11 protein-coding genes are annotated in these 15,180 nt (G+C 44.4%); 1 reads left to right on the top strand and 10 read right to left on the bottom strand.

Going from position 1 to position 15,180, the window contains the following annotated elements; genetic code table 11:
- Nucleotides 1–458: 458 nt before the first annotated feature.
- The 3 genes from MHH63_RS10800 to MHH63_RS10790 all read right to left on the bottom strand — a co-directional run bounded on the left by MHH63_RS10800 (nucleotide 459) and on the right by MHH63_RS10790 (nucleotide 4,327).
- Nucleotides 459–896, bottom strand: a complete 438-nt coding sequence (locus MHH63_RS10800; protein WP_341171484.1) for a DinB family protein — start codon at nucleotides 894–896, stop codon at nucleotides 459–461.
- Between the two features lie 176 nt (nucleotides 897–1,072).
- A complete protein-coding gene (locus MHH63_RS10795) occupies nucleotides 1,073–1,555 on the bottom strand; it encodes a YfbM family protein (RefSeq protein ID WP_341171998.1) in 483 nt (160 codons plus the stop codon).
- A 516-nt stretch (nucleotides 1,556–2,071) separates the two neighbouring features.
- Nucleotides 2,072–4,327: a type IA DNA topoisomerase gene (locus MHH63_RS10790; protein ID WP_339187284.1), complete on the bottom strand. Its 2,256-nt coding sequence runs from the start codon at nucleotides 4,325–4,327 to the stop codon at nucleotides 2,072–2,074.
- A gap of 164 nt (nucleotides 4,328–4,491) precedes the next feature.
- Here MHH63_RS10790 and MHH63_RS10785 point away from each other — a divergent pair, with 164 nt between their 5' ends.
- On the top strand, nucleotides 4,492–5,355 hold the full coding sequence (locus MHH63_RS10785; RefSeq protein ID WP_076130030.1) for a pentapeptide repeat-containing protein: 864 nt from the start codon (nucleotides 4,492–4,494) through the stop codon (nucleotides 5,353–5,355).
- Nucleotides 5,356–5,370: 15 nt separating this feature from the next.
- Here the strand turns inward: MHH63_RS10785 and MHH63_RS10780 are convergent, their stop codons facing one another.
- The 7 genes from MHH63_RS10780 to MHH63_RS10750 all read right to left on the bottom strand — a co-directional run bounded on the left by MHH63_RS10780 (nucleotide 5,371) and on the right by MHH63_RS10750 (nucleotide 15,090).
- Nucleotides 5,371–7,083 carry a proline--tRNA ligase gene (locus MHH63_RS10780; RefSeq protein ID WP_280753125.1) on the bottom strand — a complete coding sequence of 571 codons (1,713 nt, stop codon included), beginning with the start codon at nucleotides 7,081–7,083 and terminating at the stop codon, nucleotides 5,371–5,373.
- A gap of 400 nt (nucleotides 7,084–7,483) precedes the next feature.
- On the bottom strand, nucleotides 7,484–8,971 hold the full coding sequence (locus tag MHH63_RS10775) for a glutamate synthase subunit beta (protein WP_076130028.1): 1,488 nt from the start codon (nucleotides 8,969–8,971) through the stop codon (nucleotides 7,484–7,486).
- A 235-nt stretch (nucleotides 8,972–9,206) separates the two neighbouring features.
- A complete protein-coding gene (locus MHH63_RS10770; protein WP_076130027.1) occupies nucleotides 9,207–9,698 on the bottom strand; it encodes a dihydrofolate reductase in 492 nt (163 codons plus the stop codon).
- Nucleotides 9,699–9,779: 81 nt separating this feature from the next.
- Nucleotides 9,780–10,760 (bottom strand): thymidylate synthase, encoded by a 981-nt coding sequence (locus MHH63_RS10765; protein WP_076184426.1) that lies wholly within the window; start codon nucleotides 10,758–10,760, stop codon nucleotides 9,780–9,782.
- A 141-nt stretch (nucleotides 10,761–10,901) separates the two neighbouring features.
- Nucleotides 10,902–11,876: a S66 family peptidase gene (locus tag MHH63_RS10760; protein WP_076302607.1), complete on the bottom strand. Its 975-nt coding sequence runs from the start codon at nucleotides 11,874–11,876 to the stop codon at nucleotides 10,902–10,904.
- 152 nt (nucleotides 11,877–12,028) lie between these two features.
- Nucleotides 12,029–13,441 (bottom strand): dihydrolipoyl dehydrogenase, encoded by a 1,413-nt coding sequence (lpdA, locus tag MHH63_RS10755; RefSeq protein ID WP_036687684.1) that lies wholly within the window; start codon nucleotides 13,439–13,441, stop codon nucleotides 12,029–12,031.
- Nucleotides 13,442–13,443: 2 nt separating this feature from the next.
- Complete coding sequence (locus tag MHH63_RS10750) at nucleotides 13,444–15,090, bottom strand: 2-oxo acid dehydrogenase subunit E2 (protein WP_076130024.1); 1,647 nt, start codon at nucleotides 15,088–15,090, stop codon at nucleotides 13,444–13,446.
- Nucleotides 15,091–15,180: the final 90 nt, after the last annotated feature.

The raw sequence follows: 15,180 nt of genomic DNA, 5'->3' as shown, positions 1-15,180 counted from the left end.
TACTTGCGGAAAAGAGATGACAATTCAAACGTTTTGGTCCTACTATTTCGGAATCTCATCATGAAACGGTACCACTATTTCGTTTGTATCGTTAAGGAATACATATTGAATCTCAGATTTCCTCTTTGCATTTAGTGGTCGGTGTATAACCCTATCGTTCTGTCAAAGTTATTTCCGCAAGCAGCTTAAGCGTGTCATGCATTCGCAGGATGGACAAGAAGAAGCATGGAGTATCGGGAGGCATTAAACAAAAGGGCTCGGACCCGTTGAGACATGGGAGTGAAAATGACATGCCCCTACAGTTGTTCCAAGCCACCGCCTCCTCAATTTCCTTCTTATCTCACATTTAGCTAAAGGGTAAAATCCTACGAATTCATGAGCCTGCATGAGTAAACTAAATCATTTCGGAGGAGTTCAAAGCCCATCTCATTCCGGGTAATGGTGATGATTAGGCCCTGTTAGAGTCTGGCGAACGTGATGTAATCGACTTGGACAGGTTCTGCCAATTCCATCCGAAGTGCCCGGTTGATCTGTCCCCGGTGATATTGCCCATGTAAAATGACCTGCGACAAGATATCCCGGACGGACGTTTGGAACGGGACTCCGTTCTGGTTCGCATAATCGACCCTCACGTCCAAATCAGATTCCTCGAGCCCTTCGATATACACACGATATTTCTCGGCGTTTTCTTCGAACATCGTTCGAATCGCCGTCAGGTCCTCTGCTTCCTCCCACAACGAATATTGCGCACTACCCTTGCCCTGCAATCGGGACAGCCAGACTCGTTCCGCAACCGCGACATGCCGAACCAGCTTCAGAAGGTCCTTGTTCTTCATCTCACTCTCCTCGAGCGCTTCTAAGATTTGTGCGTCCGCCCAGTATAGGTGGTCCATCATACATTTGATCGTCTTCATTTTCGTTTCCCCCTTTTCGTCTCATTGATTAATTGAACCTACCGTTTCCCGTAATTGGTCATTTATTTCACAAATCATCATAATCTTCATCAGTCCAAGGTTCTATTTTTTATCGCGCTCAATGGAATCAGGAGACGTATGTCGTCTTTTGGTTAGAATCAGAAAATATAAAAGATGAGACCTTTGCCCTCGGCTACAGTTTGGCTGTAGAAACGCCGGATTTCGTTAAAATGCTGTAGCAGGTAGGCAAAGAACGCATCCTTATCCTCGCCTGAAACAATATCAGGTTCAAGAGGATATACTTCTTCCTTAACCATGGCCGGGAAATCATACCGCAAGCGGAGCTGCGCTTCATCCAGCTCAGAAATAACCTGATGCGCTTCTGCAACTTGCTTGGCACGTAAGGAAAACGCCCCGAATGAGCCAAAATCGATGCCTTTGTCTGATGTCAGCGGAACAACATAACTAAGAGGGGCATCTCCATCGGAAATAACTCCACAAAGCAAGTAGTGAATCGCCTCCCAGGATCTATCAATGTCCAGTCCGGGATAATCGTCTATTTTCAAGCTATTCAATGCAATGTCGCCTGTAACAATTTGTTGCACTAGGTTGTCATCCATAGCAAAGTAATATCCACGCATTCCCATGTTGTCATCCTTCCTTCCATTCTAGTAGTGACTATACTGCCCTATCATAATGTAACCTCTGGATTTATCCCGCAGGATAGAAAAAGAGTGAAGATCAGCCCCCTACGTAATCATAATATCTTGTCTGCACAAGTTACTACATCCCGTTTAAGATAGGTATGTCCTACACTCTTTAACTAATGAATTTTATGTGTAAAATATATAGTCTCCCACAGCCGACACTGAAATCATATCCCATATACGGCAAGTCTGACTAATAGTCTTAACTACCGACCCAGCTGAAGCTATTGGCGAATTTATTGCCGTTGGAGCAAGTTTGCGGACTCCAGTGCTGCTATTCTCTCGCAAGCGGTGCATTTATAGCCCTTTTCATGCCAATAACGACTATGGGGTCCGATAGCAGTCCAAAAAGGACGTATTCCCGCGTTTAGGGTCATCTGTGTCCGCTAGCGGCTTCGTACATGTAAATGTGATGTAATCACCCATGATCCATATAAACTTCTAGTTAGACTATGACTCCACTGTTAATTGACCCGTATCCATATTATTAAGCACAAGTTTGCCTTCCAGCGGGGTGCCGTCTTCGCTCGCAAGCTTCAGCTTACCCGTACGGCCCTTTTCAATTAATGCCTTTACTTGTGTATCTGTAAGGGTACGCCCGTGGTTCTCTTTCCAGATCACGAACTTGCAGCCTTCTTTGTAATGAGAGCAGCCGTAGCCTTTTTTACCCATAAAAATCATCCCGCCACAGCCAGGACGCGGGCAGTTTCCGATAATTTTCGGACCTGAATTTGCTGATTCTTCTTCGTTAGCTGGTTTACGTTTTCTTGGCGCGGCAGGTTTATCGCTGGTTTTACGAGATGTACCTCCACCACTCCGACCTTTAGCCCCTGTATTCACAGAAGGAGTTTCCCCTTCAAAAGAAGTTTTGGACGCCCGAGACTGCACACGAACCTTGTCCACGATCATACAGGCAAATCTTTTTACATTCTCCATAAATTGTCCGTCCGACGCCGTTCCTCTTGATATTTCGTTCAAGCGACGTTCCCACTGGCCGGTCATTTCAGGTGAAGTCAACAGCTCGATGCCCGCTCCACGTATCAGTTCAATAGCCGTTCGTCCTTTTTGCGTGATGGCGATTTTTTTGCCTTGCATTTCAATGTATCCGACATTCTTAAGCCGTTCAATGGTTGCAGCACGGGTGGCGGGAGTACCCAGCCCTGAATCCTTCATAGCATCCCGAAGCTCTTCGTCTTCAATCTGCTTTCCGGCACTTTCCATCGCTCTAAGCAGCGTGCCTTCCGTATAGTGTTTTGGCGGCTGTGTATCTTTCTCTTTAACGATTGCGTCACTACAGATCACCTCATCTGCCGGAGCGATTGCGAACGGTTCATTCACTTCAATCTCTTCGTCTTCCTCATCATCCTTGTTTTTTCCCTTGGACGACTTCGCTTTATCTTTTTTCTGGTCCGCGTAAATTACCTTCCAACCGAGACTTAATAATTCCTTAACAGTAGTTTTGAACTTTTCGTCCTCTACATCAGTCATAACCGTATGCACTTTATATTCCGCAGCCGGATAGAACTGTGACAAAAAGCGCCGCACAATCAAATCATACAGCTTTCCCTCATCCGCACTAAGCCCTGTTGCTTTCCGATATGTAGGCAAAATCGCATGGTGATCCTCTACCTTGGAGGGATTGCAGATAAATTTGTTTCCTTTATGAACGAGATTACGATTCGCGCCCTTCACCCATTCATCATAAGCCGTCCCTTGGAGCGCAGATAAAGTCTTATGCATCTCCGGAATATTTTGTTCTGTAACATAGTTAGAATTCGTCCGCGGATAGGATATCACCTTATGCTTTTCATATAAGGCTTGTGCGATATCGAGTGTTTTTTTAGCGGAAAAAGCGTACTTCCCATTCGCCTCCCGCTGCAACAGCGTTAAATCATACAGTTTATTCGGGTACTCTTTCGTTTCCTTAACCTCATAAGATTCAATACGTCCCGGTTTTCCTTTGACCTTGGCAGCCAGCGCCTCCGCCTTCTCACCATCAGTCAGCCGGTCACCCTGCCACATGCCTTTATAGGTCATTTCATTTTGTGTAAAATGGCCCTCCACCTCAAAAAACTTAAGGGATGAGAACGCCTCAATCGTCTTCTGGCGATCATAAATAAGTGCAAGTACTGGGGTCTGAACTCTCCCCACCGACAGCAGCACATTATGTTTCGTAGTAAATGCACGTGACCCGTTCATACCGATTAACCAATCGGCTTCACTGCGCGCTTTTGCTGCTTTGGTTAGATTCTCGTACTCCGCCCCATCCTTTAGCTCTTGAAAGCCTTTGCGGATTGTCTCTGGTGTCAAATCGGAAATCCACAGCCGCTTCACAGGATGTTCAAGCTTCAAATGCCGCTGAATGAGCGAAAATATATGCTGGCCTTCTCGCCCGGCATCACAAGAATTTACTAGCAGATCGCTTCGTTTAGCCAGCTCTCCGATTACCTTCAGCTGATCAATGGTGCGCGCATTAGGAACTAGCTTGAATTGGTCCGGAATAATGGGAAGATCATTAATATTCCATTTTTTGTATTTCACATCATATGCATCCGGCTCAGCCAATCCGATTAGATGCCCTATTGCCCATGTAATAATGTACTGCTCCCCTTCAAGATAGGAACGGTAATTTTTAGCCTTTGGTTCTATTGCGGCGGCGATATTCCGCCCCATGTCCGGTTTCTCCGCAATAATAAGTGTCTTCAAAAACATTCGCTCCTTACCTTCTCGTTCTTAAGTCCAAAATAGGTCCAGTACTCTATTATAACATTAACCTCAGTTTTTTTTAATCGACCGGACTTTTCATAATCTTTCGTTTGATTTAAAATAAGTTGGTATAAGCGTATTCATATATCGGAGGGAAACAAACCTTGTATGAGAATCACAGATTTACTGAACCTTTTTCTGATCGAAGGCTCTCTGCCCTGAAGGCGGATTGTGAGCAGTGCTTTGGCTTGTGTTGTGCCGCATTGCCTTTTGCTGCTTCCATAGATTTCGCTAGAGACAAAGACGCTGGACAGCCATGTCACAATCTACAGTCGGACTTTCGCTGTGGTGTACATACAGAGCTAAGAGAATTAGGCTACCGTGGTTGCACGGTCTATGACTGTTTTGGAGCTGGGCAAAAGATTTCTCAAGTCACTTATGCTGGAGAAGACTGGAGGAAAAATCCGAAAACTGCGAAGCAAATGTTCGAGGTATTTCCGATCATGTGGCATTTGCACGAGCTGCTCTGGTATTTACATGAATCTTTAAACTTAGAAATAACCCGTACAATCCATACGGAGCTGCAAACAGCTCTCGATGAAACGGAACAGCTCACTTTACTTAATCCTGAAGCACTTGCAAAAGTGGATGTTGCCGCTCATCGAGCAAAAATCAATATGTTACTGTTGCAGGTCAGTGAGCTTGTACGAACTGAGGCTCGCCGTAAACTAAAAAAATCAGCGAAGAATTTCAGTCGAGGTGCCGACCTTATGGGAGCTAAGCTCAAAGGAGCCGATCTCAGAGGCGCCAATTTGAGAGGAGCCTATTTAATAGCCGCAGACCTTAGGGACGCTGATCTCAGAGGTGCAGACCTTATTGGGGCAGACTTTCGCGATACTGACCTCAGAGGTGCTAATTTAGCAGAAGCTCTCTTTCTCACTCAGGCACAGATCAATGCGGCAAAAGGCAATACTCTCACAAAATTACCAGCAACACTCTCCTGCCCTGATCATTGGCATTCCCATTAAATGAAAAAAGATCATTTATATCAGCTGTGAATAGAATTGTTTGATCCGAGACACAGCTTCCATAATTTCTAAGACTTCTTTCCCCGCTGTGTTTCGGTTCAGATACTCTACTCTTCCCTGTGATGCTTCCTTGCCCACAACTATTGATAGAGGTATCCCGATCAAGCTTGAATCTTTAAATTTCACGCCAGCGCGTTCATCCCTATCATCAATCAGCGTCTCAATACCAAGCTTGGTTAGTTGATCATAGAGACCTTCGGCAACCGTCCGCTGCTCACTATCCTTGACGGACATTATCAAGATATGAACCTGATAAGGTGCCAATGCTGCTGGCCACATTAATCCATCCTCATCATGATGCTGTTCAGCAATAGCGGATAAAAGCCGTGAGATACCAATTCCGTAACAGCCCATAATCATAGGTTGACTTTTGCCTGAAGAATCTAAGTAAGAAGCGCCTAGCTTTTCACTGTATTTAGTACCTAATTTGAAGACATGACCCACTTCAATCCCTTGATGAAAATGCAAAATACCCTCCAAACAATGCGGACAAACTTCACCTTCTGCTACATTCCGAAAATCCCCCACATGCCCAAGCGAAAAATCTCTGCCGGGTACGACATTACGGAAGTGATAATCTTTTTCTCCCGCCCCTGTAATCCCTTGAGTCATATCAGCTACTGCCGCATCTGCTAGGACAGTAAGCGTTAAGCCTACAGGTCCTACAAATCCACTTTCAACGCCCGCTAAGGATTTCACAGACTCGTAGTCAGCAAGCTTAATCTCATTCGTTCCTAAATATTTACTTACCTTTATTTCATTGACTTCATGATCACCCCGGACCAGTACAGCAAAAATCTGTCCGTCACCTTCATAGATTAATGTTTTGATAATCTGGTCTGGCCGGATATCTAGCTCCTGCTCTAGTTGCTCAATTGTGCGCAAATCAGGAGTGAGGAATTTCTCTATCTCCGGTACTTGTATGACAACTTCATTTTTTACAGGCCGCACGGACTCTGCCTGTTCCAGATTGGCCGCATAATCACAAACGGTGCATGCAGCAATCGTATCCTCCCCAATATCAGCCAGCGCCATAAATTCATGACTGCCACCCTCGCCTCCAATCGCACCGGAATCCGCATGGACAGCACGGAATTTCAATCCACATCGCTCCAATACCCGGTGATAAGCCTCGAACATTTGGATATATGATTTATCTAGACCTTCCAGGTTTGTGTCAAAAGAGTAAGCATCCTTCATCAAAAACTCTCTGCCTCTCAGCAGTCCAAAACGTGGTCGGCGTTCATCTCGGAACTTGGTCTGAATCTGATATACGGTAATAGGAAGCTTTCGATAGGAGCTGATCTCATTCCGTACGAGTGTGGTTACTACTTCCTCATGTGTAGGACCTAGTATGAATTCCCGCTCATGACGATCCCGCAGCGTCATCAGCTCCTTACCGTATACCTCATACCGGCCTGATTCTTTCCAGAGCTCCGCAGGCTGCATAGATGGCATCAATACCTCCTGAGCCCCAGAGACATCCATCTCATGCCGCACAATCGCTTCTATTTTCCGTAAAACACGTCTTCCAAGCGGTAAATAAGTATACACACCCGCTGCTAATTGGCGGATATATCCCGCACGCAGCAGTAGTTGATGACTGCTTGTCTCCGCCTCTGAAGGTGCCTCACGCAGAGTTGTTAATAAAAGATTACTTTGACGCATATTTATACCCTCCCTAAAAAATGAACGCTCTAAACGCAAAAAGACACATTCGTCAGGGACGAATGTGTCGTGATACCACCCTTATTTAACCGCCAGCCCGTAAATAGTCTACACTTGATTTGGCGATCCTCGATCGAATAACGGCCGATTCCGGCAGCGGTTATAAGCTGCAGCTACCCAGGCAGGATACCATCCACACGTATTTGAGGAACCTTTCAGCCGGTGAGTTCCCTCTCTGTTCTAACGCTACTAGGATCGTAAGTCCTTGGTCAATGCTTTTGTCATTTAAATATTGTATTAAATCTATATGAAAATAATATTTCCGTCAAGCGTCGGCTCCAAAAAGAAGCCGCTTCTCCAGCAGGTAAACTGCTTTTGAAACGGCTTCTTGAATTAATGCCTAGACAAGAACGCTTGAGCCCATCAGGTATTTATCCACTTCACGTGCAGCTTCGCGACCTTCGTTGATGGCCCAGACCACCAAGCTTTGACCACGACGCATATCGCCCGCAGCAAACACTTTATCCACATTCGTATTGAATTTGCCGTAACGTGCTTTCACATTGGTACGACGATCAGTCTCCAGGTTAAGCTCCTCAACAATATCTTGCTCCGGTCCATCGAAACCAATAGCGATGAGAGCGAGTTGAGCAGGATATACAGCTTCCGTTCCAGGAACGGGCTGGTAGATTTTACGACCTGTCTCATCCACGATCCGGCGGATCTGCACCGTATGAAGCTCCTTCAAGTTCCCCTCTTCATCCCCAACAAATTTAGTGGTCATGATAGAGAATTCACGCGGATCATCGCCAAAAATAGCTTTCGCTTCTTCTTGCGCATAATCCAAGCTGTACACATTCGGAAATTGTGGCCAAGGATTAGCAATCGGATCCCGTTGCAGAGGCGCTTTTTCATGTGTACCAAATTGAGTGATACTGCCGCAGCCATGACGAAGCGCTGTGGCAACACAGTCAGATCCTGTATCCCCGCCACCCAAGACGATTACATCTTTACCTTCAGCGGATACATAGTTACCATCCTCCAGATTGGAATTCAAGTAACTCTTGATCGTGCCATTTAAATAATCCATGGCATACATAACGCCCTTAAGCTCACTGCCTTCAATGTTGAAACGGCGTGCTTTAGTAGCTCCACCACACAGAACGACCGCATCATACTCATCAACAAGCTGCTGAGCCGGAATGTCTTTACCAATCTCAGTGTTCACTACGAAGTTAATCCCTTCAGCAGCCAGCAAATCTACACGACGTTGTACAACTTTTTTATCAAGCTTCATAGTAGGTATTCCATATGTCAGCAGTCCGCCAATGCGGTCACTGCGCTCAAATACAGTTACAGAATGTCCAGCCTTGTTAAGCTGTGCTGCTGCGGCAAGTCCAGCAGGTCCAGAGCCTACGATTGCAATTTTTTTGCCAGTCCGTTTCTCCGGAGGATTAGGTACAACCCAGCCCTCTTCAAAACCCTTATCAACGATCGCAAGTTCAATTGTTTTGATGGTTACCGGCTGTCCGATCAAGCCCACTGTGCAAGAGCCTTCACAGGGAGCGGGACAAATACTGCCTGTGAATTCAGGAAAGTTGTTTGTCTTATGCAGACGTTCCAGTGCTTCTTTCCAGAGTCCACGATACACCAAGTTATTCCATTCCGGAATTAAATTGTGTACTGGACAACCTGAGGTCCCGCCAGCCATATCAATACCTGTATGGCAATAGGGGGTTCCGCAATCCATACAACGTGCGCCCTGTGTCCGAAGCTCGTCCTCGGATAAATGATGGTGGAATTCTTCCCAGTCCTTTACCCGCTGCTCAGGATCCCGATCACCTGGGAGCTGCCGTTTATACTCCATAAAACCTGTAGGTGTAGACATGTTTACGTTTCCCCCATCCGTTCTCTTCGTGTTGAAGTATAGTACATTGTAGCATATTGCGGCTTCGTATGGTTGTCAGCAACGCAATGAAGTACCTGCACATTCTATTCTATACCTATACATAATCATTTCTAATTTTAATTATAGTAACATTCATCACTTTTGCACAGTAATGGATAAATCTACTGATTATTTGTACTATTTCACATGTTATGTCAGAGAAAACGTTTTATTGCTATTCCGTACGTTCATAAACAAGGAAACGGTAATCATACGGATTCTTCTCATCACGAATTCCCTTGATATTGGAGACCTCTTTCCACATCCTCCAGTCAATCTCAGGAAACCGGGTATCTCCTTCAAAATCCTGTTCGATCTGCGTCAACATCAACTTGTCAGCATACGGCAACATCAACCGGTAAATTTCCGCACCACCGATTACCATCAGCTCATCTTCTTTTCTACCCTCACTGAGAGCCTCTTCAAGCGTGTGTAGAACCTCTGCACCTTCAGCTGAATAATCAGTATCCCTAGTTAGAATTAGGCTCGTTCTGCCCTTCAAGGGCTTGCCTCCGAGCGAATCCCATGTTTTGCGGCCCATTAGCATTCTTTTGCCCAATGTTTCTGCTTTGAAATAAGCAAAATCCAGCGGCAAATGCCAAGGCATATCGTTATCTTTTCCTATGACATGATTGGCACCCATTGCCCATATTAAGCTAATACTCATGAAGTTCTCTCCTTCCTCCATACTAAAGTAAAAAACTATATTGCCAAAAATTATATTTGCGAATCTTCATTTACAATTACGTTATACTGCGATCGGCGCTTTTATCGAAGGATGCGGATTGTACCCCTCAATGACCAGATCTTCCAGTTCAATATCAAAAATTGATTTCTTCTGTGAATTAATAACCAGTGTAGGCAATGCTCTTAATTCTCTTGATAATTGCTCTTTCACTTGCTCAACATGGTTTGAATAGATATGCGCATCACTAATGCTGTATACAAACTCGCCTACTTCTAGCCCACATTCGTATGCGATTAAATGTGTAAGTAAGGAGTAAGATGGAATATTGAAGTTTGCCCCGAGAAAAGAGTCCGCACTGCGTTGCAGCAAGTGACAGCTTAGTTTACCATTTGCAACGTAGAACTGGAACATAACGTGGCAGGGCGGTAACGCTGCTTTGCTTCCTTTCGTCCCAGCATTTATAACATCTTCCGGGTTCCATGCGCTGACAATTAAACGCCGAGAATCAGGATTTGTTTTGATCTGATGAATAACGTCTTGTAATTGGTCAATTGATTCGCCAGTTGAAGATGTCCAATTCCGCCATTGCTTACCGTAAACGTTTCCTAGCTCGCCATATTTCGCAGCAAACTCATCATCTTCTAAGACACGATCACAGAATGCTTTCATCTCTGCTTGATATAATTGATTAAAATCTTCATCAACTAAACAACGATTCCCGAAGTCTGTCATATCCGGGCCTGCATATTCGTCCGATTCAACCCATCTTTTAAAAGCCCATTCATCCCAAATATGATTATTATTTTTCAATAAATAACGAATGTTGGTATCGCCTTTAATAAACCACAATAACTCACTTGCAATTAAGCGAAACGGTGTACGTTTTGTTGTAAACAGCGGGAAGCCTTTTGATAAATCAAATCGCATCTGATAACCAAATACACTTATTGTACCAGTTCCTGTACGATCTTCTTTTTTCACACCATGATCCAAAATATATTGTAAAAAATTCAAATAGGTTTGTTCTAACTCATTCGTCAATGTATTGCACCTCCGTAATATTTCACCTCATATATTATATCTGAAAAATCCGATTTTTGTAGAAGGTAAGATAATTTTTAAATATATTTAATAATCGGGTTACCTATTCAATTATAAAGGATTGATTCAGCAATTGTATCTCTACTCCGCTATCCTAAGCTCCACTCTTGCCCCATAAGCCCGAAGGCTTGCTTGTCCACCCACAGGAAAGGTAATCATCGGCGATGTATGTCCAAAGTCCACGTCTGCAATCACAGGAATATCGGATAATTCTTCTTTTGAGCGGATAATTGTGGTCAGCAGCTTCATGGACATACGTGATTCTTTTTGGAATCTGCCGATCACCAACCCTTTGGCCTCTTCAAACTCAGGCTGATGAATTAGGGATTGCAGATCTCGATCAAAGGTTGCAGGTGCTGACTCATAATCATCCTCAATGAACAAGATAGAATTTTTTAAACTTGGCATATACTCTGTTCCCTGCAAAAGATTTAAAGTGCATAAATTGCCACCAATAATCGTTCCTTTCGCTTCCCCATCATTGATAATGAACGGACCTTCATTTTTAATAAATATCCGGTTTTCCTGATCCAGATACCACTCATCATCACTCCAATGCCTGGAAGGCTGCACTAGAATTTCTTTATTGTCCATCATCAGCTTGCGGAAATATTCGATGGTATATTCATTATCGTGGAGCATCGCAAATGTGGAAAAATGCGGTCCGGAGTATGTAACTAATCCTGTCTGAGCATAAATCGCATTACTTAGTGCAGTAATATCCGAATAACCACATAAACGCTTTGGATTCTCTGCAATGATTGAATAATCTATATAACGCAGGAGCTGGTTACTATTGAAGCCCCCAATGGTCGTTAATATTCCTTTCACTTTGGGGTCTAAAAAAGCTTCGTGCAAATCCTCAATTCTCGAATCAATAGAAGAGGAAACAAAATCATCCGTCTCAAAAGAATTTGTTGAAATGGATATCCGAAAACCTAACCGTTCAAGCTGCTCTTTAGCGATTTTCCTTTGCTGAGCATCGATTAATGACAAACTTCTGGAAGGAGAGATAATACGCAGCTCATCTCCAGGCTTTAATTTATCAGCTCTCATCATTGAACCTCCCTATATTTATAAAATACAGATTAAGTAATTGCTCTTCCTCCCAGTATATCTCTTTTCAAAAAAGTGGAAAACACAAAAAAAGGCGGAACGCATTTGCGTCCGCCTTTCTGTTGCCTGCTAGAGCAATTTTTGGAGAAAAATTATTTCATTACATGAATTGGGTGACCTTCAACCAATTCAGCAGCTTCCATGACGATTTCGCCAAGGGTTGGATGCGCATGAATAGTCAAAGCGATATCTTCAAGCGTTGCGCCCATTTCGATTGCCAAACCAAGTTCAGCGATCAAGTTAGAAGCTTCGATACCAACGATTTGAGCTCCCAGTACCAAATTGTTCTCGGAGTTAGCAACAATTTTGATGAAGCCTTCTGGGCTGTTCAAAGATACTGCGCGACCATTTCCTGCGAATGGGAATTTGCCGCTTTTCACTTTGTAGCCTTTGTCTTTTGCTTCTTTTTCAGTCAAACCAACGCTTGAACACTCAGGATCTGTAAATACAACAGCTGGGATGACTTTGTAGTCAACAACAGATGTAAGTCCTGCAATTGCTTCAGCAGCGATTTTACCTTCGTAAGAAGCCTTGTGAGCCAAAGCAAGACCTGGAACAACGTCGCCGATAGCGAAGATGGTAGGAATGCTTGTGCGTCCTTGGTGATCAACTTTGATCAATCCGCGCTCGTCGAGCTCAAGACCGATCAGATCTAGACCAAGTTCACCGTCAGTGTTAGGACGACGACCTACAGTTACAAGCAAGTAATCTGCTGTAACTTCTTTGGACTCGCCACCAACAGAGTATTTCACGGTTACTTCTTTGTCGTTCTGAACAGCACTTTCAGCTTTAGCGTTAGTTACGATTTCGATGCCAGTTTTAGCCATGTTTTTCGCAACAAGACGAGTCATATCTTTATCGAAGCCTGGAAGTACAGTATCCAAACCTTCGATGATTGTTACTTTAGTGCCAAATTTAGAGTACATTTGACCAAGCTCGGCACCGATGTATCCACCACCGATTACGATCATGCTCTTCGGAATTTCTGGAAGTTCCAGAGCTTCAGTCGAAGACAGAATACGTCCGCCGAATGGGAAAGGTTTAAGTTCAATTGGACGGGAACCTGTAGCAATGATGCAGTGTTTGAAGCGGTAACGTGGAGATTCATGATCATTGAACACACGTGCTTCTGTGTCGCTGATAAACATGCACTCGCCGTTAAATACTTCAATTTTGTTGCCCTTCATCAAGCTAGTCACACCGCTAGTCATTTTTTTAACTACGCTGTTCTTGAATTCTTGAGTTTTGGCAAAATCCACTTTAACATTCTCAGCTGTAACGCCGAAAACTTCACCATGCTGTGCGGATTCAAATTGATGCGCAGCAGCGATCAAGGCTTTAGAAGGAATACATCCACGGTTCAAACATACACCGCCGAGTTCCGATTTATCCACGATGAGGACTTTTTGGCCGAGCTGGGCGGCACGAATTGCCGCCACATACCCACCAGGACCTGCACCAATGACCAATGTATCAATATCTAGTGAAGCGTCTCCTACTACCATAATTATACCTCCATAACCAGCAGCTCAGGATTATTGAGCAGCGATTTAATGTAGTTCATAAAGTTTTGAGCAGTCGCACCATCGATAATACGGTGGTCAAAGCTGAGTGACAACGCCATTACTGGAGCAACTACGATTTCACCATTTTTCACAACTGCTTTTTCACTGATACGGCCAGTTCCGAGGATAGCCACTTCAGGGAAGTTGATGATTGGAGTAAAGAACATACCGCCAGCAGAACCGATGTTACTGATGGAGATCGTGCTGCCCTTCATTTCGTTAGCAGACAATTTACCGTCACGGCCACGAACGGCCAAGTCAGTGATGCTGCTAGCAATCATCCAAATGCTCTTACGGTCAGCGTCTTTGATAACTGGAACGATCAAACCGTTTGGTGTATCAGTAGCGATACCGATATTGTAGTATTTCTTGTAGACAATTTCGCCTGCTTCTTCATCAATCATAGCATTGAGTGCTGGGAATTGACGGGAAGCTGCAACAAGTGCCTTAACGATGAATGGAAGGTAAGTAACCTTAACGCCTTTTTTCTCAGCAATAGGTTTCATACGTGTACGGAATGCTACCAGTTCAGTAACATCTACTTCATCCATGATGGTTACGTGTGGAGCAGTGTAAGCCGATTTAACCATTGCGTTGGAGATCGCCTTACGAATACCCTTGAATGGTACACGTTCTTCTTCAAGACTAACGTTACCGCTAGCTGCTGCAGGTGCTGCTTTAGCTTCGGTTTTAGCAGCCTTAGGAGCTTCAGACGACGCTGCTGCTGCAGGAGCTGCTGGTGTAGAACCACCTTTCAAGAAGGCTTCTACGTCTTCACGAGTGATTTTACCACCTTTACCAGTTCCGTTCACTTTGGAAATATCCACTTTTTGCTCACGAGCAAATTTGCGAACGCTTGGTGTAGCCAAAACATCGCGGTCAGGAGCTGGTGTTACACTTGCAGATCCGCCTTCTTTAGCATCAGTAGGGCTTGTTGCTGCAGGGGAAGAAGTAGTGTTTGCACTTCCTTTTGCTGCATCGGCTTCAGCAGATGCATGACCTTCTTGTTCAGGAACGTCGCCTTCAGCAGCGATAATAGCTACAACTTCGCCTACGCGGCAAACTTGGCCATCTTTAGTCAGAACTTCCAATACAGTACCATTCACTGGACATGGAACCTCAACTACCGCCTTGTCATTTTGAACTTCCATGATGATGTCATCATCCGTTACCTTGTCACCGGCTTTGATATGCATTTTGATGATTTCACCTTCATGCAGACCTTCACCCAGCTCAGGGAAGCGATATTCAAAATTCGATGCTTTGTTAGATGCTGGAGCAGCTGGTGCAGCTGGCGCTTGAGCAGCAGGAGCTTCAGTAGCAGCACCCTCTTGATCAGGCACGTCACCTTCTGCTTCGATAATAGCCACTACTTCACCGACACGGCATACTTGACCGTCTTTTGTCAGAACTTCCAATACAGTACCGTTTACTGGGCAAGGCACCTCAACTACCGCCTTGTCATTTTGAACTTCCATTACGATATCATCATCCGTTACCTTGTCACCGGCTTTGATATGCATTTTGATGATTTCACCTTCATGCAGACCTTCACCTAGTTCAGGAAATCGGTATTCAAACTTTGCCACTTTGAAAACCTCCTCGTGAAATTGGGACTAACCTTATGATTTAAACTTTATAAGATGAAACAACGTTGTCATCCATATGGATGACAACTG

It is taken from the genome of Paenibacillus sp. FSL H3-0310 (genome assembly GCF_038002785.1).
Lineage (GTDB): Bacteria > Bacillota > Bacilli > Paenibacillales > Paenibacillaceae > Paenibacillus_AQ > Paenibacillus_AQ odorifer.
Note: the sequence above shows the minus strand (reverse complement) of the source record. Positions and strands in the feature narration are given on the sequence as shown.